The organism is Streptomyces showdoensis, from assembly GCF_039535475.1.
Lineage (GTDB): Bacteria > Actinomycetota > Actinomycetes > Streptomycetales > Streptomycetaceae > Streptomyces > Streptomyces showdoensis.
The window spans coordinates 15,047-33,765 of sequence record NZ_BAAAXG010000004.1; the positions used below are offsets into that span (position 1 = coordinate 15,047).

The 18,719-nt window shown below is 73.4% G+C and carries 14 protein-coding genes and 1 pseudogene; 5 read left to right on the forward strand and 10 right to left on the reverse strand.

Going from position 1 to position 18,719, the window contains the following annotated elements:
• Positions 1 to 188 precede the first annotated feature (188 nt).
• Entirely contained in the window at positions 189 to 851 is a 663-nt protein-coding gene (locus ABD981_RS02125) for a helix-turn-helix domain-containing protein (RefSeq protein ID WP_046905764.1), read from the forward strand.
• A gap of 47 nt (positions 852 to 898) precedes the next feature.
• Here ABD981_RS02125 and ABD981_RS02130 read toward each other — a convergent pair whose 3' ends face one another.
• The 7 genes and pseudogenes from ABD981_RS02130 to mgtA form a co-directional block, all read right to left on the reverse strand.
• Positions 899 to 1,657, reverse strand: a complete 759-nt coding sequence (locus tag ABD981_RS02130; RefSeq protein WP_046905763.1) for a dienelactone hydrolase family protein — start codon at positions 1,655 to 1,657, stop codon at positions 899 to 901.
• A gap of 171 nt (positions 1,658 to 1,828) precedes the next feature.
• Positions 1,829 to 2,416, reverse strand: coding sequence for an SMI1/KNR4 family protein (locus tag ABD981_RS02135; RefSeq protein ID WP_046905762.1), 588 nt, complete (start codon positions 2,414 to 2,416; stop codon positions 1,829 to 1,831).
• A gap of 13 nt (positions 2,417 to 2,429) precedes the next feature.
• Positions 2,430 to 3,127, reverse strand: a pseudogene (locus tag ABD981_RS02140) (ferritin-like domain-containing protein).
• Between the two features lie 10 nt (positions 3,128 to 3,137).
• Positions 3,138 to 4,325 (reverse strand): hypothetical protein, encoded by a 1,188-nt coding sequence (locus tag ABD981_RS38740; RefSeq protein WP_205628104.1) that lies wholly within the window; start codon positions 4,323 to 4,325, stop codon positions 3,138 to 3,140.
• Positions 4,322 to 5,086 carry a hypothetical protein gene (locus ABD981_RS02150; protein WP_123954123.1) on the reverse strand — a complete coding sequence of 255 codons (765 nt, stop codon included), beginning with the start codon at positions 5,084 to 5,086 and terminating at the stop codon, positions 4,322 to 4,324. Before ABD981_RS02150 ends, ABD981_RS38740 begins: the two co-directional genes overlap by 4 nt.
• A gap of 146 nt (positions 5,087 to 5,232) precedes the next feature.
• Positions 5,233 to 6,018: a methyltransferase domain-containing protein gene (locus ABD981_RS02155; RefSeq protein WP_046905761.1), complete on the reverse strand. Its 786-nt coding sequence runs from the start codon at positions 6,016 to 6,018 to the stop codon at positions 5,233 to 5,235.
• A gap of 79 nt (positions 6,019 to 6,097) precedes the next feature.
• Positions 6,098 to 8,836 carry a magnesium-translocating P-type ATPase gene (gene mgtA / locus ABD981_RS02160; RefSeq protein WP_123954122.1) on the reverse strand — a complete coding sequence of 913 codons (2,739 nt, stop codon included), beginning with the start codon at positions 8,834 to 8,836 and terminating at the stop codon, positions 6,098 to 6,100.
• An 802-nt stretch (positions 8,837 to 9,638) separates the two neighbouring features.
• Between mgtA and ABD981_RS02165 the strand changes: the two genes are divergently transcribed.
• On the forward strand, positions 9,639 to 11,309 hold the full coding sequence (locus ABD981_RS02165) for a phosphodiester glycosidase family protein (protein WP_165590886.1): 1,671 nt from the start codon (positions 9,639 to 9,641) through the stop codon (positions 11,307 to 11,309).
• A gap of 79 nt (positions 11,310 to 11,388) precedes the next feature.
• On the opposite strand, the gene ABD981_RS02170 is transcribed toward ABD981_RS02165, so the two are convergent.
• On the reverse strand, positions 11,389 to 12,444 hold the full coding sequence (locus ABD981_RS02170) for a LysR family transcriptional regulator (RefSeq protein WP_046905760.1): 1,056 nt from the start codon (positions 12,442 to 12,444) through the stop codon (positions 11,389 to 11,391).
• 71 nt (positions 12,445 to 12,515) lie between these two features.
• On the opposite strand from ABD981_RS02170, the gene ABD981_RS02175 reads away from it, so the two are divergent.
• Both ABD981_RS02175 and ABD981_RS02180 read left to right on the forward strand, forming a co-directional pair.
• Positions 12,516 to 13,511, forward strand: a complete 996-nt coding sequence (locus ABD981_RS02175; protein ID WP_123954121.1) for a dihydrodipicolinate synthase family protein — start codon at positions 12,516 to 12,518, stop codon at positions 13,509 to 13,511.
• A gap of 67 nt (positions 13,512 to 13,578) precedes the next feature.
• Positions 13,579 to 14,232 carry a maleylpyruvate isomerase N-terminal domain-containing protein gene (locus ABD981_RS02180; RefSeq protein WP_046905759.1) on the forward strand — a complete coding sequence of 218 codons (654 nt, stop codon included), beginning with the start codon at positions 13,579 to 13,581 and terminating at the stop codon, positions 14,230 to 14,232.
• Between the two features lie 34 nt (positions 14,233 to 14,266).
• Here the strand turns inward: ABD981_RS02180 and ABD981_RS02185 are convergent, their stop codons facing one another.
• On the reverse strand, positions 14,267 to 15,232 hold the full coding sequence (locus ABD981_RS02185) for an alpha/beta fold hydrolase (RefSeq protein WP_240495080.1): 966 nt from the start codon (positions 15,230 to 15,232) through the stop codon (positions 14,267 to 14,269).
• 222 nt (positions 15,233 to 15,454) lie between these two features.
• On the opposite strand from ABD981_RS02185, the gene ABD981_RS02190 reads away from it, so the two are divergent.
• Positions 15,455 to 17,278: a S8 family serine peptidase gene (locus ABD981_RS02190; protein WP_240495079.1), complete on the forward strand. Its 1,824-nt coding sequence runs from the start codon at positions 15,455 to 15,457 to the stop codon at positions 17,276 to 17,278.
• A 101-nt stretch (positions 17,279 to 17,379) separates the two neighbouring features.
• Here the strand turns inward: ABD981_RS02190 and ABD981_RS02195 are convergent, their stop codons facing one another.
• The gene (locus tag ABD981_RS02195) at positions 17,380 to 18,621 is read right to left on the reverse strand and encodes a glycoside hydrolase family 64 protein (RefSeq protein WP_382747533.1); all 1,242 of its coding nucleotides are present in this window, start codon (positions 18,619 to 18,621) and stop codon (positions 17,380 to 17,382) included.
• Positions 18,622 to 18,719: the final 98 nt, after the last annotated feature.

The following is an 18,719-nucleotide window of genomic DNA, read 5'->3' on the forward strand; positions in this document are numbered from 1 at the left end:
CCGGGCACGGCAGCCGGTGCCTGACTCCCGTTGACGACGCGGCTCTTCTGCGCCGCTGGCAGGAACAGTGGCGAGCGCAGCTGTTCTTCGCCGGAGCTCCCCACCGGAGGTGGTGGTCGACCGGCCGCCCCGGATCCCCGGGGCGCCGCGCAGGCCGCCGCCCGGTCGGCCGGTGGGAGAGTGCGGGCATGGACATTGCCGACCGCACGCTGACGGTGGACGTGATCGCGGCACTGACGTACTGGCCGGGAATCATCTGGGGCGGTCAGGAGAACCCTCCGGACCCGGTGGATCTCACGGTGCTGCCGCCCTTCTTCGACGAGGTGCTGCAGGAGCTTCCCTGGTGGAACCGCGACTGGCGGATCAGCCACGTCGAACCGGGTGTTCCTCTGGAGATCGGCACCGGCCATCACGGCCACCCTTCGCCTTTCACCGAGGTGTCGGTGCCGGGCGCGGTCGGTCCCGCCGGTGGCGAGAGCCTGCCCTTCGTCGCGAAGGTCGGATTCGCCGGTGACCGGCTGATCCGGTTCCACGCCAAGGTCGGCGAGGTGGTCCTGGCTCCTGCCGTCACCCCCGCCGGGCGGCTGGAGCCGCACCCGTTCGCAAGGGTGCTCACCGGGTTGATGGACCTGCGCGGGATCCCGGTCCGGACGATGGCGAGGGAAACCGCACGGTCCATGTCCACCATCCACATGCTGCGCAGTGGCCGACACAATCCGGATCCGCTTCTCACTCGGGAGATCGCCAGGGTCCTGGGCATGTCCGAAGCGGACGTCAGGGTCATCGCCGGACTCGACGACGGCAGTTCGGAGGAGCGACGAACAGGTGACGGACCCTGCTCGGGAGGGTAGGCGGCGCGGCGATCGCGGCAAGTGCTCTGTCGCAGTACATCCGGTACCTACCGGGGGAGTTGTGCGTGCGCCTGCTCCGTCACGGGAAGGCACTCCGCGAGCAGGTCGACGACGTCGCGCCAGGCGCGCTGCGCGTGCCGCGGGTGGTAGCCGACGCCCGGGACGATCGGGTGGTCGACCGTCGGGTGGTGGAAGGCGTGCAAGGCGCCGCCGTAGACCGTGAGGCGCCAGTCGACGCCCGCGGCCTGCATCTCGGCGGTGAACGCGTTCCGTTGCGCGGGCGACATGATCGGGTCTTCCGAGCCGACCCCGGCCCACACCGGGCAGCTGATGCGCGCCGCCTCGCCCGGTCGGCCCGTGGTCAGTCCGTTGACCGTCCCGATCGCGCGCAGGCTGACGCCGTCGCGCCCGAGTTCCAGCCCGACGGCGCCGCCCGTGCCGTAGCCGACGGCGGCGATCCGGTCGGGATCGGTCCGCGGCTCGGCGCGCAGCACGTCGAGCGCCGCGTGGCCGATGCCGCGCATCCGCCCGGGATCGGCGAGCAGCGGCAGGCAACGGGCCAGCATCTCCTCGGGGTCGTCCAGATAGCGCCCGCCATGAAGGTCGAAGGCCAGCGCTACGTATCCCAGCTCGGCGAGGGCGTCGGCCCGTCGGCGCTCGACGTCGCTGAGCCCCGTGCCCTCGGGCCCGAGCAGCACCGCGGGCCGGCGGCCGACGCCGGCCGGGAGCGCTAGGTGCCCGATCATCGTCAAACCGTCGGCCGGATACTCGACCGTACGCGTCGTCACCGTCGTCTTCGTCGTCATGGACTGGACCGTAGTGATCGTCGAGCCCGGTGCGGGCGGTGTTCTGCTCCGGGCAGAACCGTGCCGGGAGCCCTCTGAAGTGCGGCGAGGGTCCACAGGAAGCCGACACGAAGCCCGCCCACGCGGCTGCGCTCCCGGATCACCGGCCCGGGCAGACCGCGGGACGTGAGGTCAGAGCTTGGGCGCGAGACGGTACTCGTGCGGGTGGCGCCGGAGTCGGGGCGAGGTGAGCTCCAGGGCTCGGTTGTCCCGGCCGGCAGCCATCTGGTCGAGCCAGCGTTCGTACCAGGCGAGGAAGTCCGCGGCCGAGGACACGTTCGGACCCCAGAAGCCGTCCGCGTTGCCGATGATCACGCGGCCGGTGAGGGGGCCGGTCACGCCGATGAGGGTGAGATCGCTGCAGCCCCGTTCGATGACGTGCAGGAAGAGGTCACCGGCGCGGGTGGGGCGGTAGGCGCGGTGGAAGCCCCTCGGGCCGTCTGCGGCGGCCGCGGGGGCCATCGTAAAGAGGCCGCAGCGTTCCAGTGGGATCAGACCGTAGTACGGGGATGCGCCGCTGCCGCCCACGTGGGTGAGGAAGTCTCGGTAGGGGGGCGGGAGTTCCACGTCGTGCTCGGCCTCGAAGGCGTCCACCCGCGCGTCGGACAGGCGGCGGCCGAGCCGGAACGCGTGCCGCTCCTCGCCGAAGGAGTGGCTCCGGTGGGGTGCGTAGGGGATGCGCGCCAACTTGCGGCGCAGCCGCGGGATGCGGGAGTCCATGAGGGCTCTTCTCTCAAGTCGCCCCCAATCTACCGCTCGGGCCCGGGCGGGGCGCCGGGCTACGCCTCCGGTGCTTCCACTTGGCCTCGGTGAGGCGCTCCCGGGTCTCGCTCTCGGGGACGATGGCGCCCGAGGCGGCCCAGCCGCCGGGCGGCACGGTCGCCATGGGGCGAGTGGCGGGGAGGGGGACCGGGTCCCCCACGAAGTCCCAGTGCGGCGGGGTCTCGGAGGTCCTGACCAGCTTGCGGCCGTGGTGGATCTCGCGGAACACGTAGGAGTGCGCGAGCTCGCCGTCGGGTCCGGGATGCGGATTCTCCGGGGAGGCGGTGGTTCCCTCGCCCTGTTCCTCGATCACGCCGATGGCCTTCTCGGCCGCGCCGAGGGTGGTGATCGCCACGACGTCGTTGCCCGCGCCGTGCGACGGCGCCATCGTGCGGACGAGCTGCCGCTGCCCCGAGATCACGTCCGGGTGCGTGCGGAACGCGTCGCGGATCGCCGTGTGGAACGCGCCGATGGACGGACCCGGCGAGGCGGCCCTCGCCAGGGGGCGTCGGGCTCCTCGATCCGCGAGAACAGCTCCGCGGACTCCCTCGAGAGTCCGCTCAGTGACACGACGAGTCCCGGCCGCACCCCGCCGGGCAGCGGCCCGGGATACGCCGGGGCCGTGCTCGGGTGGGCCAGCTGAGGGGTGCCGCCTGGCCGCCGTCTCACTTCGAGCGCCTCACTCCGAGCGGGGTTCCGAGCCTCCGAAGTCCGGCGTGGTGAAGTCGGGCCCGGGCGAGGCGGGTCGGGACCCGTCCGTCGTGTCGGCGAAGTCCGGGCTCGTGAAGTCCGGGCTGGTCAGGCCCGCGCTCGCGAAGTTCGGCCTCGTGTAGCCGAGATTCGGGAGGCGGTCGGACGAGCGGTACGTCATGTGCCGGGCGGGACCGGTGTCCGGGGGATCCAGCGCGGTGTGCAGGAACGGCACGATGCCGCGTTCCAGCAGAGCGTTCCGCCACGCCTCCCTGGCGCGTGACACGTCGTCCTCAAGGTCCTCGGCCTCCTCCTCGGCCTCCTCCTCGTCGTCGTCCGCCGGCGGCCGGCCCGCGCGCAGGGCCGTGACGACGAGTCCGGCGGCGGCGAAGAGGACGCCCGCCCCGGCGAGCGCCGCGAACCACCAGCCCGCACCCGTCAGGGCGCCCGCGAACGACGACCGCGGGTCGAGCAGCGTCAGCACGTAGCCGATCAGCAGGAAGACCAGTGCCGCCGCACCCGACAGCACCGGCACCAGGACCGCGGCCACGGCGAGCAGACCCGCTCCGGCCGCCTCGGGGTCCGGGGTCCCGCGCCCGGCCGGCCGCGCGGCATGGGGCGTGCGGCCGACCGCACGCCGCTCGGAAGCGGGCGGTGTGCGTGTCTCAGTGGTCTTCGGCGTCTTCGGCGTCTTCGGTTCCTCCGGGCGTACGTGCAGCCCGAGCAGGGCCGCCAGCAGCCGGCGGCGGAAGGACATCCCGGCCCAGCGCAGGGGGGAGACGCCGACGCCGCGGCCCCCGGCACCCAGCACGGCGGCCCCGAAGCGGTGGCCCGGACCGGGCGCGGCAGAGCGGCGCTCGGCGGCCCCGGCGCCGGAGCGGGGGAAGGCGGGTGCCGAGCGTCGCCTCCCGGACGACGGCGCGGCAGCGGAGGCCGCGGACCGGGACGCCTGGTCGCGGTGTTCCTCGCGGACCTTCACGTAGTGCGCGTACTCGGCCGCCGCGGTCGAGGTGATGAGGCCGGTGGCGGCCAGCGCCATGGTGCGCAGCTCGTCGGTGTCGAGCCTCTCTCCGACGGCCCGCAGCTCCGGCCGTTCCCGGGCGGCGAGGAGCACGTCGTCGAGGAGGCGCTCGTACTCGGGGCGGTCCTCCCTCAACAGGTGTACGTGGCTGTTCACGGGCCCTCCTCCCCGAGTGCCGGCCCCTGCTGCCATCGTGGCGCGCCTCGACCGTCGAGGCCAGGCCCCCTTCCGTCGGACGGGTCGGCGCGGAAGGGGACGTCACCGGTCCGCCGGGGGTCCGGGAGCTGCGGCTGCTCCGCGGGGAGTTCGCCGCTCGGGGGCGCCGGGGGCTGGGAGTCCGCCGTGGCGGGCCGCACCGGCGAACGCATGCCACGGGCGGGGGAGTGCGGTCCTTCCCGCGGCGCGGTGGGCGGGGCCGGCTGTTCCTCGGCGAGTGCGGACGACCACGCGGGTCGGGGCGGCCGGCCGAGGGTGCCCGGGTCGCTCAGGGGGCCCGCCCCCACCGCCCCGCCGGCCACGGCCGTCGGGGCCTCGGTTTCCGCGACCGCCCCGGCGGGCTGCCGTTCGCCGGTCACCGCCTCGTTCACCGACTGGATGCGGCCCAGTTGGGTGAGCAGCATGGGGGCCGAGATTCCCACGACGAGGGCGGCGTACCCGCCGGTGATCTGCCCGGTGGTCCCGAACAGCACCGCCGCCCCGGCGCCCATCACGCTGTGCACGAGGGCCGCGGCGGTGTCGACGGCGGGGTCGAAGTAGGCCTTGAACCGCGGGGCCTCTCCTTCTGCGGCCTCCGCCGGGGTCAACTGCCGGTAGGCGCGGCGGTCGCCCTGCCAGGAGACGAACCGGGTGTACAGGTCCAGTGCGCCGCGCAGCAGGCCTCCCGCCGCCCCTAACAGGATCAAGGTCGGGACGTCCACGGTCTCCTCTGGATGTCGGCGCTGACGCCTGGTGGAGAGCTTCCGGTCACGGGGTGATCGTAGAGCCGCCGGTCCGCCCCGGGGAAGGGAGTTGATGTGCGCCGGGGCGGGAGCGGCCACGCCCCGGCCACTGTCCTGGGCCTCGGTCAGTCGCCCCGGCGTCCGATCAGGTGCAGCAGTCTCGCCGTGTGCTTGTACGGGGTGCGGCCGGCCGTCTCGATCTCCAGCCGCTCCAGGTGGGCGTAGTAGGCGGGGTCGTACTTGAGCGTGTCGTCCGGGATGTAGTCGCAGAACACCCGGATCCCGTAGTGGTGCACTTCCGAGCAGCCGAGGACGCGGAGCGCGTCGCCGAGCTCTTCCGCGGTGTGCAGCCGGAGTTCGGCGTCGAACATCTCGGTGTGGACGGTGTCGGCCCGCAGGGCGGTGAGGACGGCTTCGGGGTCCATCGTCCGCACCGCCGCCCGCAGGGGCTCCGAGTGGCGGTTCATGGCGATCACCGACACCAGACCGCCCTCCCGCAGCGCGCCGAGCGCCACGCCGAGGGTTCCCTCGGTGTCGGGCGTGTAGGGCAGCACGCTGTGGCAGAGGACGACGTCGAAGGCGCCGTACGCCAAGTGGTCCGGCAGCGCGGCGACATCCGCCTCGACGCAGGTGATCCGGTCGGTCAGGCCCGCCGCGGCGGCGCGTCGGGTCGCGGTCGCGAGCATGACCGGGGCGTGGTCGACGACGGTCACCCGGTGGCCGCGCGCGGCGAGCCGCACCGCGTCGCCGCCGTCGCCGCCCCCGAGGTCGAGGACCCGCAGGGGGCGGTCCTCGTCGAGGTGGCGGCCGAGGTCGGCCTCGGCCACGGCGTACCGCAGCCGCCCCCACGGCGCGTCCTGCCACTCCTGCCAGGCGGGGACCGCCGTATCGAACTTCTCGTGGTCAGCCATCCGCCGACACTATCCCCCGCCCTCCGGAAGGGGTCGGCTTCCGGAGGGCGGGGGACGGGGGGAGAGGCGGGGAGGTGGCCTACAGCCAGGTGCCGAAGCGCCGGATGTACAGCGTCTTCACCAGCTGCGTGAGGGCGCAGTACGCGAGCAGTACGCCGATCAGCCACGGGAAGTACCCGGCCGGCAGGGCCACGAAGCCGAGGCTCTCCGCGAGCGGTGAGAACGGGAGGTAGAGGCCGGTCAGCACCGCGAGGACCGTCATCACCATGACCGGCCAGGAGGCGCGGGACTGGACGAACGGGATCTTGCGGGTGCGGATCATGTGGACGATCAGGGTCTGCGACAGCAGTCCTTCGACGAACCAGCCGGACTGGAAGAGCGCCTGCTCGGCCGGGGTGTTCGCGGCGAACACGTGCCACATCACGAGGAACATGGCGATGTCGAAGATCGAGCTGATCGGGCCGATGGTGACCATGAACCGGCCGATGCCCTTGGCGTCCCAGTTCCGCGGCTTGCGCAGGTACTCCTCGTCCATGCGGTCCCACGGGGTGGCGAGCTGGGCGATGTCGTACACCAGGTTCTGCACCAGCAGCATGATCGCGAGCATCGGCTGGAACGGGATGAACGCGCTGGCGACGAGCACCGAGAAGACGTTGCCGAAGTTCGACGACGCGGTCATCTTGATGTACTTGATGGTGTTGCCGAAGGTCGTGCGGCCCTGGATCACGCCCTGTTCGAGGACGGTGAGGTCCTTCTCCAGGAGGATGATGTCGGCGGACTCCTTGGCGATGTCGACGGCCGTGTCGACCGAGATGCCGACGTCGGCGTCGCGCAGCGCGGCGGCGTCGTTGATGCCGTCGCCGAGGAAGCCGACCGTGTGGCCGTCCGCCTGCAGGGCACGGACGATCCGCGCCTTCTGTACGGGGTTGACCTTGGCGAACACGGCGGTGCGCGTGGTCAGTTCGCGCAGCTCCGCGTCGTCGAGGCCGTCCAGTTCCGCGCCGGTGACGACGTGGCCCACGTCCAGGCCGACGTCCGCGCAGACCCGCGCGGCCACCAGCTCGTTGTCACCGGTGATCACCTTCACCGCGATGCCCTTGTCGGCGAGACCCGACAGGGCGGCCGCGGCGTCGGCCTTCGGCGGGTCGAGGAAGGCGAGGAAGCCGACCAGGGTGAGGTCCGACTCGTCCGCCACGGTGTACGCGCTCCGCGGCGAGGACAGCGTACGGGTGGCCACCGCGAGGACCCGCAGGCCCTGGCGGTTGTCGTCCTGCGCGATGCGGGTGACCTGCGCCCGCAGCCGCTCCGTGAGCTCGACGGTCTCGCCCCGGTCCCGCACGCGGGTGCAGAGGGCGAGGACCTCCTCGACGGCGCCCTTGGTGATCAGGATGTGCTCGGGGGCCCCGGCGGGCCCGTCCTGCCCGTCCGTTTCGAGGAGGCCGTTGCGGTTGAGGACCACGGACATGCGCCGGCGTGCGAAGTCGAAGGGGATCTCGTCGACCATCGAGAACCGCGCGTCGACGACAACCTCCTCGGCCTCGTCGACGCGGTCGACGACCGCCTGGTCCATGAGGTTCTTCAGCCCCGTCTGGAAGTGCGCGTTGAGGTAGCCGTACTCCAGGACCTCCCGGTCCTCGTCGCCGTGGACGTCGAGGTAGCGGTCGAGGACGATCCGGTCCTCGGTGAGGGTGCCGGTCTTGTCCGTGCACAGCACGTCCATCGCGCCCAGGTTCTGGATCGCGTTCAGCCGCTTGACGACGACCTTCCGCTTCGCCATGGCGACGGCGCCGCGCGCCAGGTTGGCGGAGACGACCATCGGCAGCATCTCGGGGGTCAGGCCGACGGCGACGGCGATGGCGAACAGGAAGGCCTCGTCCCAGTCGCCCTTGGTCAGACCGTTGATCGCGAAGACGACCGGCACCATCACCAGCATGAAGCGGATCAGCAGGAAGCTGACCTTGCGCACGCCGGTGTCGAAGGTGGTCTGCGGGCGCTCGCCGACGAGGGAGCCGGCCATCGAGCCGAAGTAGGTGTCGGAGCCGGTCGCGACGACGACACCGGTGGCGGTGCCGGAGGTCACCGACGTACCCATCAGGCAGAGGTTGCCGGCCCCGATCGGGTCGGTCGTCCCCGGCTGTCCGTGGTCGACGCCCCGGATGTCGTCCTTGGCGACCGGCAACGACTCGCCGGACAGGGCGGCCTGGGAGACCATCAGGTCCTTGGCGGCGATCAGCCGCAGGTCGGCCGGGACCAGGTCGCCGGCGGCCAGTTTCACGAGATCGCCGGGGACGACCCGGTCCATGCCGACCTCGCAGGGCGTGGGCGCGCTGCTGCGGCCGGCCCTCCGCACCACGGCGGTGGTCGTGGTGACGAGCTGCTTCAGCGCGTCGGCGGCGCGGCCGGAGCGGTACTCCTGCCAGAACCGCAGCACCCCGCTGATCAGCACCATCACCGACAGGATGACGACGCCCGGGTCGGCGGGGTCCTGCCAGTACATGACGGCGGCCAGGAAGACCAGCACGGCGATGAAGGGGTTGGCGTACGCCTTCGCGAGCTGGACGTACCAGCGCGGCGCGCGCTCCTGGGCCACCGTGTTCGCACCGTGGCGCTCCAGGCGGGCGGCGGCCTCGGCCCGGCTGAGGCCGTTGCGGGTGGCGCCGAGGTCCCGCAGCACGCGGTCGCCGGGGTGGACGCTGAGTTCGACGAGCCGGGCGCCGACCCGGCGGGTCCGGGCCTCCAGCTCGGCTGCCTTGCGCTCGCGGCGGGTACGGGTGCCCCGGCCCGGCGGAGCGAGCTTCTCAGGGGTGAGCATGGTCATGGCGAATCCTCCCTCCGGGTCCCCGGGCACGCCGAAGCGACGCCGGGACACGGAGCGGTCGTGGACGCACGGACGACGCGAAGCGCCCGGGCGACGGATAGGGACGGGTGATGTGGGTACGCGGTCGACGCACGGGTCGACTCGGGCTTCGGGGCGCGGGTCGGCACACGCGTCGGCAGACGCGCGTCACGCACGGCGGGCGGTGCACGCGTCGGTACGCATGGCCATGGGTACGGTGATGCGCAAGGCGATACGTGCGGATCCACGCACACCCGTACACGCGTGGGTGCCCGTCAGAGGGTCACGTACGGGAAGGCGTCGCGGAGGAGCGGCGCGGGGGAGTTGCCGGAACGGGCCGGGAACGGCCGGGCCCCGAGGGGCGTCGAGACGCCTGGGTCAGCCGACCGGCAGGGTGCGGCAAGGACTTCCTTCGGGACTCATCCCGAACACCTCCTCGCCTCGCACCGACACGACCGTCGCCCCACCGCACGTGACGTGCGGCCCGGGAGCCCGAAGGCTCTACCTCGCGGCGACACCTCGACCGTACCCCATGCCGAAGCGGCACCGATCGGGACCAAAGTCCCGCACGGACCGGGTCGTACGTCCGCGACGGGCGCCTGACCAGCGGCTTCGTGGCCGGGGCGGTGCTGAGGAACCGTCACGGAATGGTCGGTCCTCTACCGATGGCGGTGATGTGGGCATGTCGGTGGGGCTTCGTAGGATGCGCTCGGGCCTAGTCGATCATGTGTCGACCGCGGCCCTGCCGCCTCCCTTCCACCTGCCTGTTCGAGGAGTTCCGAGAGTGAGACGCATACGCCGCATCACGGCCCTGACCGTTGCGCTGGGCGCACTGGTCACCGTTGCGCCCGCGACCGCCACGGATGCCGCGTCCACGGACGCCGCGGCGACCGCCCCGGTGGGCCGCATGCCGCTGGGGCCCGACGACCTGGTGACCGTGGCGAAGCCCGCGCAGACGCCGGCGGAGGGGATCACGTACGAGAAGTACACCCAGGGCCGGGCCACCGACGTGTGGTCGGTCGAGGTGCTCATCAAGCAGCCCTCCACCTGGTCGGCCGGCCGCAAGGAGAACGCCGACGCCGTGGTCGCCGCACTGCAGGCCAAGCAGTTCGCCGCCCGGGTGGACACGTGGGAGCTCCCGGCCGGACCGGGCGTCGGGGCGGGCCTGCCGCGCCAGTACACGGTGCGCGTGGGCGCCTTCGCCCCCGATCGCTCGGCGGACGCCGCGGCACTGCTGAAGTCCCTGCAGGCGGCCGGATTCACCGGGCGGACCGTCTACACGGCGCAGGACGGCAACCCGAGCACGGGCCCGTGGGAGGTGCGGGTGGTGCGGGTCGACCCGTCGGCCGCCCTCACCTTCAAGGCTGTCCACGGAAGCGACGTCGCCCGCGCGGAGACGGTGCGGGACATGGGCGCGGCGGCCGGCGCCCTCGTCGCGGTCAACGGCTCCGACTTCGACATCGACTCCCCGAACAACCCCGCCTTCTCCGACTACGACGGCGACCCGCAGGGTCTCTACGTGCGCAGCAAGGACCTGCTCAGCGAGGCCAACAACGGCCGCACCGCGCTGCTCCTCGAAGGAACGGGTGCCCGGGTCCGGGTCGACGAGGTCAGCACGCGGACCCAGGTGACCGCGCACGACGGCGCGGTCAAGGTGATCGACGGCATCAACCGCGCGACCGGACGCAACGTGGGCTGCGGCGGTGTCGGCGACGACCGCCGCAGGAACGCGAAGGACGAACTCGTCCTCGAACTCCGGCCGGTGCGCAACACGCTGTGCGTCGACCCCGACGAGATCGTCGTCTTCCGTCCGGAATGGGGCACCGACACGCCCTCTCCGGCGGCGGGCGACAGCGTGGACGTCGTCATGGACGGCAACTGGGTCGTCACCGGCCTCCGCCAGCCCGCCGGCGGCCCCGTCCCCGCGGGCGGCCGCGTCATGCAGGGGATCGGCGCGGGCGCGGACTGGCTGCGCGCCCACAGCACGGTCGGCAAGGCGTTCAAGCCGGGTACGAGCATCACGGACTCCCAGGGCGCGTCGGTGAGCGGGTCCGCCCTGTCCGCCGTGGCGGGCGGCGGCCCCGCGCTCGTCCGCGACGGGGAGATCCTGGTGAACGCCGACGCCAACGGGATGCTCAACCCCGACACGAACGTCGTGACGAGCGGCGTCGTGCAGCGCCATCCCCGCACCCTCGCCGGGGTCACGGCCTCGGGGGAGCTGCTCCTCGTGAACGTCGACGGACGGCTGCCGCAGACCAGCGTCGGCGTCACCGTCCACGAAGCCGCGGCCGTCATGAAGTGGCTCGGCGCGAAGGACGCGCTCAGCCTCGGCTCCGGGGGCGACACGACCCTGCTGATCAACGGCACCCTCTACAACCGCCCCATGGACAGCTGGCAGGCGGCCGCGTCCGTCGAGCGCAAGGTCGGCAACGCGGTCGTCGTCGTCCCGCGCTGACCTCGCGGCACGCGGTCACGGGGTTACGGGCCCTCGCCGTCACGGGCCTTGAGGCCAACGCCCCATCGGGGCCACGCGGTCACACGGAACGCGATGCCGCGCCGGGCGCCGGTGCGCCGCCCAGCACCGCCGGTACGGAGTCGCGCAGAGCCCGGGTGAGGGCGGCGACCGCGGGGTGCGGGGCCGCGCCGCCGCGGAAGGCGACCCTGGTGCGCCGCCGTACCGGGAGCGGCGTGAGGCGCACGTCCGGCGGGGGCGCCAGCGCCCCCAACTGCGGGACGACCGCCACGCCCTGGCCGGCCGCCACGAAGGCCAGCACGGTGGCGAACTCGTCCACCTGATGCCGTACCCGGGGCGCGAACCCGGCGGCCCGGCAGACCCGTTCGGTGACGGCGCGGCAGAGGGTGTCCGGCGCCGACACGATCCAGGGCGCGTCCCGCCAGGGGGTGAGGGCCGAGAGGTCGCCCGGACCTCCCGAGGCCCGGCCGGAGTCCGCCCCGGCCCCGGGCTCGGCCCCGGGCTCGGCCCCGGGCTCGGCCCCAGGCTCGGCCCCGGGCTCGGGCTCGGCCCCGGCCCCGGGCTCGGCCCCAGGCTCGGCCCCGGGCTCGCGCGTGGCGAGGAACATGGCCTCCTCGCACAGCGGCTCCTCCGCGAGCCCCGGTTCGAGCGCCGCCGGCACCAGGTCGTAGCCGTGGACGAGTGCCACGTCCAGGTCCCCCGCGCGCAGGGCGTGCGCCACGCCGGCCGGGTCCACCTCCGAGACCATCGGTTCGAGCGCCGGGTGCCGGGCGGCGAGCAGCACCAGCGCCCCCGGCAGGATGGCACGGGTCGCGGTCGGGAAGGCGCCGATGCGCAGCGGCCCCGCCGGACCGCCGCGCGCCTCGGCGAGCTCGGCGGAGGCCAGTTCGAGGCGTTCGAGCACCGCCTCGGCGTGCCGGACCAGCTTCTCCCCGGCGGGCGTCAGCCGCACCCGCCGCCCGGTCCGTTCGAGCAGCGGCACCCCGGCCTCCCGCTCCAGGGTGCCGAGCTGCTGCGACACGGCGGACGGGGTGAAGGCCAGGGCTTCCGCGACGGCGGCGATGGTCCCGCGCAGGGCCAGTTCGCGCAGCAGGCGCAGGCGTCGTACATCGAGCATCAGCTCAGCTTACGTTTCGGATCGGAAAAGCGAACTGGACCTGAGGGGTCCGGCGCGCCCACCCTCGTTCCATGGCACATGCACAGGACTTCAGCCCCTACGGGATCCACGTCCCCCTCATCACGCCCTTCGCGCGCGACGGCCGCCCCGACCTCGACGCCCTGGCCGGCCTCGCCCGCTCCGTCCTCGACGACGGCGCCGCCGGCATCGTCGCGCTCGGCACGACCGGAGAGGCGGGCGCGCTCGACGCGGACGAGCGCCGGGCCGTCGTCGACACCTGCGCGCGGGTCTGCCGCGAGCGCGGCGCCCAGCTCGTGGTCGGCGCGTCCGGCGGCGCCACGGCCGCCGTCGGCCGGGACCTCGCCGGCCTCGGGCGGTGGCCGGAGGCCCGCGCCGCCCTGGTCACCGTGCCCGCCTTCGTGCGGCCCTCGCCGGAAGGAGTGCTGGCCCACTTCGCACGGCTCGCCGCGGACAGCCCCGTACCGCTGGTCGCCTACCACATCCCGTACCGCACCGGCCGGCCGCTGGACGCCGCCACCCTGCGCGCGCTCGGGAGCGTGCCGGGTGTCGTCGGGGTGAAGTACGCGACCGGCTCCGTCGACGAGGACGCCGTCACCCTCCTCGGCGACCTGCCGCCGGACTTCGCCGTACTGGCCGGCGACGACGTCTTCGCCTCGCCGATGCTCGCCCTCGGCGCGAGCGGCGGCATCCTCGCCTCGGCGCACCTGGCCACCGGCCGCTTCGCGGAGCTCGTCGAGGCCTGGCGGACGGGCGACACGGTACGGGCCCGCGGGCTCGGCCACCGGCTGGCCCGGCTGTCCGCACTGCTCTTCGCCGAGCCCAATCCCACCGTCGTCAAGGGCGTCCTGCACGCCCAGGGGCGCATCCCCACCCCGGACGTCCGGTTGCCGCTGCTCCCGGCCGGGGAGGAGTCCGTCGCGGCGGCCCTGAGGGAGGCGGTGGAGGCGGTGGAGCCGCTGGGACGTGGCCTCGTCCCGCCTGCCGATCCGGGTCCCGGCCTCGGCGCCGAGGGGACGGCCGCCGCCGCGCCGGCCGCCAGGAGGTAGCGGCGCGGACCGGGCCGTCCCGCCCGGCCTGCTTGTCCGCCCCTCCGGCCGCCCTTACCGTGCCGACGTGGACCTCTTCTCCCGTTCCTGGTCGGCCCTGCTCTCGGCGGTCGCCGACACCCCGGACGAGGACTTCGCGCGGCCCTCCGGCTGTGCCGGCTGGCTCGTGCGGGACCTGGTGTGCCACCTGGTCATCGACGCCCAGGACGTCCTCATCACCCTGGCCACCCCCGCCGCGACCGCGCCGACCGTGGACGCGTACACCTACTGGAAGCTGGTCGAACCGCCGACCGGCGACGATCCGCTGGACGCCCTGATCCCCCGGCTGGCCGCCGCCTACGGCGACCCCGGGCTGCTCAGGTTCCACCTGGACGACGTGGGGTCCGCGGCGGGCCGGGCCGCGGAACTCGCCGACCCCGACGCCCGCGTGGGCACCCGCGACGAGGTGCTGACGGTCGGCGACTACCTCTCCGCGTACGTCCTCGAATGGACCCTGCACCACCTCGACCTGACCGCCCACCTGCCGTCGGCGGCGCGGCCCCCCGCCGCGCCGCTCGCGGCGGCACGCGCCTCGCTGGAGCGGATCGCGGGGACCGTGTTCCCGGCCACCTTCACCGACGAGGACGCGCTGCTGGTCGGCACCGGTCGCCGCACCGCGACCGGCGCGGAGGCGAGCGCCCTCGGACCGTTCGCCGCGCGGCTCCCGCTCGTCCTCGGCTGAGCGGGGGCCGGGCCGTCCGGGGGACGTCCCGAGGTCAGCAGGTGGCTCCGGCCGCCTGCCGGATCAGGTGGGCGACGACGTCGGGGTGGGACATCATCGCCACGTGAGAGGAGTCGATCTCGATCGTGTGGGACTTGGCCCGCTCGGCCTCGAACCGCTCCAGGTCGGGTGCGATCGCCTTGTCCTGCCGGGCCACCAGGAACCAGGACGGAATCGTCTTCCACGCCGCCGCGGTCGCCTTCTCGGCGAACCCCGCGGCCGTCACGGGGCGCTGTTCCGTCGCCATGATCCGGGTCTGCTCCTCGGGCAGGTCGGCGGCGAACACGCCGTGGAACCTGTCGTTCTGGATGTACAGGTCCGTCCCGCTGCCGGTGCCGTCGGTGTACGGGACGGGCCTGATGGCCGTCCCCAGCTCGCTGCCCGGGAACTTCTCGGAGAGCTCGGCCGGGGACTCCCCCTTGTCCGGCATGAAGGCGGCGACGTAGACGAGCGCCTTGACGTTGGCGTTGCCGGCCGCGGCGCCGCTGATCACCGCGCCGCCGTAGGAGTGTCCGGCCAGGACGATCGGGCCCTCGATGCTCTTGAGGACGCTCGCCACGTACGTGGAGTCGTTGCTCAGGCCGCGCAGCGGGTTCGGCGGGGCGACGACCGGATAGCCCTCGTGCTGGAGCCGGTCGACCACGTCGTTCCACCCCGACGCGTCGGCGAACGCGCCGTGCACGAGGACCACCGTCGGCTTGGCGCCGTGGCTCCGCGGGGCGGGCGAACCTTCATTCGCCGCGGCGGGCCCGGCGGCCCACGCGGACGAGGTCAGCAGGAGCGCCAGGGCCCCCGCCCGACGGACGCGGCGGAGGCTCGGGTCCCGCCGACGGGTCTGCCCGCGCCCGTCGTGACACCCTCGGCGCCCGCCCGCCATGACGCCCCTCCCCGCGCCCGCCGCGACGGGAGAGGTGAGGGGTGAGGTGACGGGCGCGGCGACGGGCGCGGTGAGGGCCGCCACGGCGAGCAGGGCCCGGAGCGGCCCCAGGGTGGGTCATTCCGCGCCAAGTGCGGGCCAATGTTGTCGGATTGCTGTCACGTCAGATCAACAACGTGTAACGAAAAGGGTCTTGCCGGGCAGAATCCTTCCCTCCGGTACCTGTGGCCTGGGATCTTGCGTCCACCCCACACATCACAGGACCCGGACGGCGCCACCAGCGTCTCCGGGCCATCGGAGGACGCATTGTTTTCCCACATATCCAGCAGGCTGAGACTCCCGATCGCGGCCGCTGCCGTCGTCAGCGCCGCCGTCGCCCTCGCCACCCCCGCCCAGGCCGCGCAGGCGACCGGACCCGAGGTCCCCGCCGCCACGGCGAGCACCCGGGCCGCGACCGCCCCGCAGACCACCGCGACCGCCGCCGGCGCCTGGGCCGCCGGCACCCGCGCCTACCTGGTGATCACCGCCCCCGGTGCCACCGCCTCCGCGCAGACGGCCGTCACCGCCAACGGCGGCACCAACTTCGCCGTCTACGACGCCATCGGCGTCATCGTGGCCCACTCCACCAGCGCCTCCTTCGCCGCCACCCTGCGCGGCGTCTCCGGTGTGCAGCAGGTCGGCGCGACCCGTACCTCCGACGTCCCCGCCGACGCCTACTCCCCGGCGCTGCCCGCGAACCCGACGCAGGCCACGACGACGCTGACCGAGTCCAACCGCTGGGACATGACCCAGATCAAGGCCGACCAGGCCTGGGCTGTCAGCACCGGTTCCTCCTCGGTCAAGGTCGGTGTGCTGGACACCGGCGTCGACGACCAGCACCAGGACATCGCGCCCAACTTCAACGCCGCCGACTCCGCCTCCTGCGCCTACGGCAAGGCGGACACCCGCGCCGGCGCCTGGCGTGACGTCGGCACCCACGGCACCCACGTCGCCGGCACGATCGCCGCCGCGAAGAACGGCAAGGGCGTCATCGGCGTCGCGCCGGGCGTGAAGATCTCCTCGGTCCGCATCGCGGAGCCCACCAGCAGCCTGTTCTTCGCCGAGAACACCATCTGCGGCTTCGTCTGGGCCGGTGACCACGGCTTCAAGGTCACCAACAACAGCTACTACACCGACCCGTGGCAGTTCAACTGCCCGGACAACGTGGACCAGGCCGCCATCATCGAGGGCGTCCGCCGTGCCCAGGCGTACGCCGAGGGCAAGGGCTCGCTCCAGGTCGCCGCCGCCGGCAACTCGAACTACGACCTGGCGAACAAGACGACCGACTCGGAGAGCCCCAACGACTCCACCCCGGTCACCCGCACCATCACCAACGCCTGCATCGACATCCCGACCGAGCTGCCGGGCGTCGTGACCGTCGCCGCGCAGGCCAGCGGCGGCGCCAAGGCCTCGTACTCCAACTTCGGCAACGGCGTCATCGACGTCGCCGCGCCGGGCGGCGACGGCGCCACCCAGGTCTACTCGACGCTGCCGGGCGGCAAGTACGGCAACATGAGCGGCACCTCGATGGCCTCCCCGCACGTCACCGGCGTCGCGGCCCTGATCGCCAGTGCCAACCCGACCTACACGCCGGCGGACATCCGCGCCGCGCTCGCCACCCAGGCGAACGACAAGGCCTGCCCGTCCGACACCCGCTGCCAGGGCACCACGGCCAAGAACGGCTTCTTCGGTGAAGGCGCGGTCGACGCCCTGAAGGCGGTCGGCGGCGGCACCACGCCCCCCACCGGCCCGTACTTCGAGAACCTCAACGACGTCACCATCGTCGACAACGCCACCGTCGAGAGCTCCATCGCGGTCTCCGGCGTCACCGGCAACGCCCCCGCCACCCTCAAGGTCGGCGTGGACATCAAGCACACCTACCGCGGCGACCTCGTGCTCACCCTCGTCGCCCCGGACGGCACGGTGTACCCGCTGGAGGACTTCTCCAACAGCGACAGCGCCGACGACGTCCTGAAGACGTACACCGTCAACGCCTCCTCCGAGGTGGCCAACGGCACCTGGAAGCTGCGCGTCCAGGACGTCGCCAGCCAGGACACCGGCCGCATCGACGCCTGGAACCTCACCTTCTGAGGCACTGAACGGGCGCGGTCGCAGCAGCGGCCGAATCGAGCAGCGCCCCGCCCCCGCCGTGAACACCACGGCAGGGGCGGGGCGTTCGCCGTTCCCGGAGCTCAGTCGAGCGGGTCCAGCGTGAGGAACGCCTGCCGCGGATCGCCCTCGTGGACCAGCGACTCCTGCGCGCCGACGTCGTCGAAGGCGAAGCCGTACGCCTTGCCGTCGGCCATCTGGGCGTGCACCGCGCGGGAGTAGTGGTTGGTCACCGCGTCCTGGTAGAAGCCCGCCGGTGAGGTGTCCGGCTGGCGGGGGTTGGTCAGCAGGGTCGAGCGGTTGTAACCCGCGCAGAGCGTACGGGAGATGGGACCGCGCACCTGGTCGTTCGGGGCGTCCAGGAGCTTGTGGCAGCCGAAGACGCTGTCCGAGTCGGGCTTGCGGAACGAGGTCACGACCGCGCCCGAGGCGTCGGTGAAGTTCATCGTGTCGCCGGACACCCGGCCGTGGTACGCGAGCGACGGGCGGTCCGCGAAGGGCGTCACGGTCAGCGTCGTTCCGGCGTACCGGGCCCAGACGCGGTCGACGTAGCCGGCCATCGCGTCCCGTGGCAGCGCGCCCGCCTCGATGCCGTGGCCCGGCGCGAGCGCGCGCAGCGGGGTGCCGTCGGACCGCGTCCGGATCAGCCCCGCCCAGCCGCCGGGCTGGGCGCGCAGCGCGTCGAAGAAGCCGCGGTAGCCGCCGGGCTTGAGGTGCCCGGTGGTCGCCACGGCGCCGTCCGGCCGCTTCACGCCGACGGCGTACGGCGCCGAGAACATGTCGACCTGGGTGCTGTTGATCCACAGCCCGCCGCCGTCGAGCGTGTACTCCGACCAGTTGAAGAGGATGTCCCGGTTGGGGTCGCTCGGGTTCTGGACGGCGGGCTGCACGAGCCCGCCCGTGGCCACCTGGAAGACCAGCTTCTTCCCGTAGCTGAAGTAGACCCGCCCCGAGAACCTGGGCATCCGCAGGGTGAGGGACCGCCCCGCCGCCGGGCCCGGGATGGAGGCGTCGGGCGCCGGTACGGGGACGGGGCCGCCGGCCGGCCAGGGGTGGAAGGCACCGGCCGCGTCGGCCCAGCCCTGCCGGCCCGTGGAGAGCTCGGTGCCGAGGTTGTAGAGGTAGACCGGCTCGGTGCGGCGGGAGTCGTTCGTGACGGTGAGGGGGATGGTGGCGGGAACGGCCGCCGCCGCCCCGGTGACGGCTCGGCCGATGGCGGTCTCGGCGGTGGCCCGAGCGCTGGGGGAGGGCGCGACGAGCGCCGCGACGGCGGCCACGGGGGTGAGGAGGGCGAGGGCGGTCCTGCGCCGGGTGGGGGAGGGCACGGGGGCTCCTTGGGGGGACGGACCGAGTGGGGGGAATCCGCTGTGAGAGCGCTCTCAGAATGTGAGCGTCACCCTCGCCCTGTCAAGGTTCCGGGATG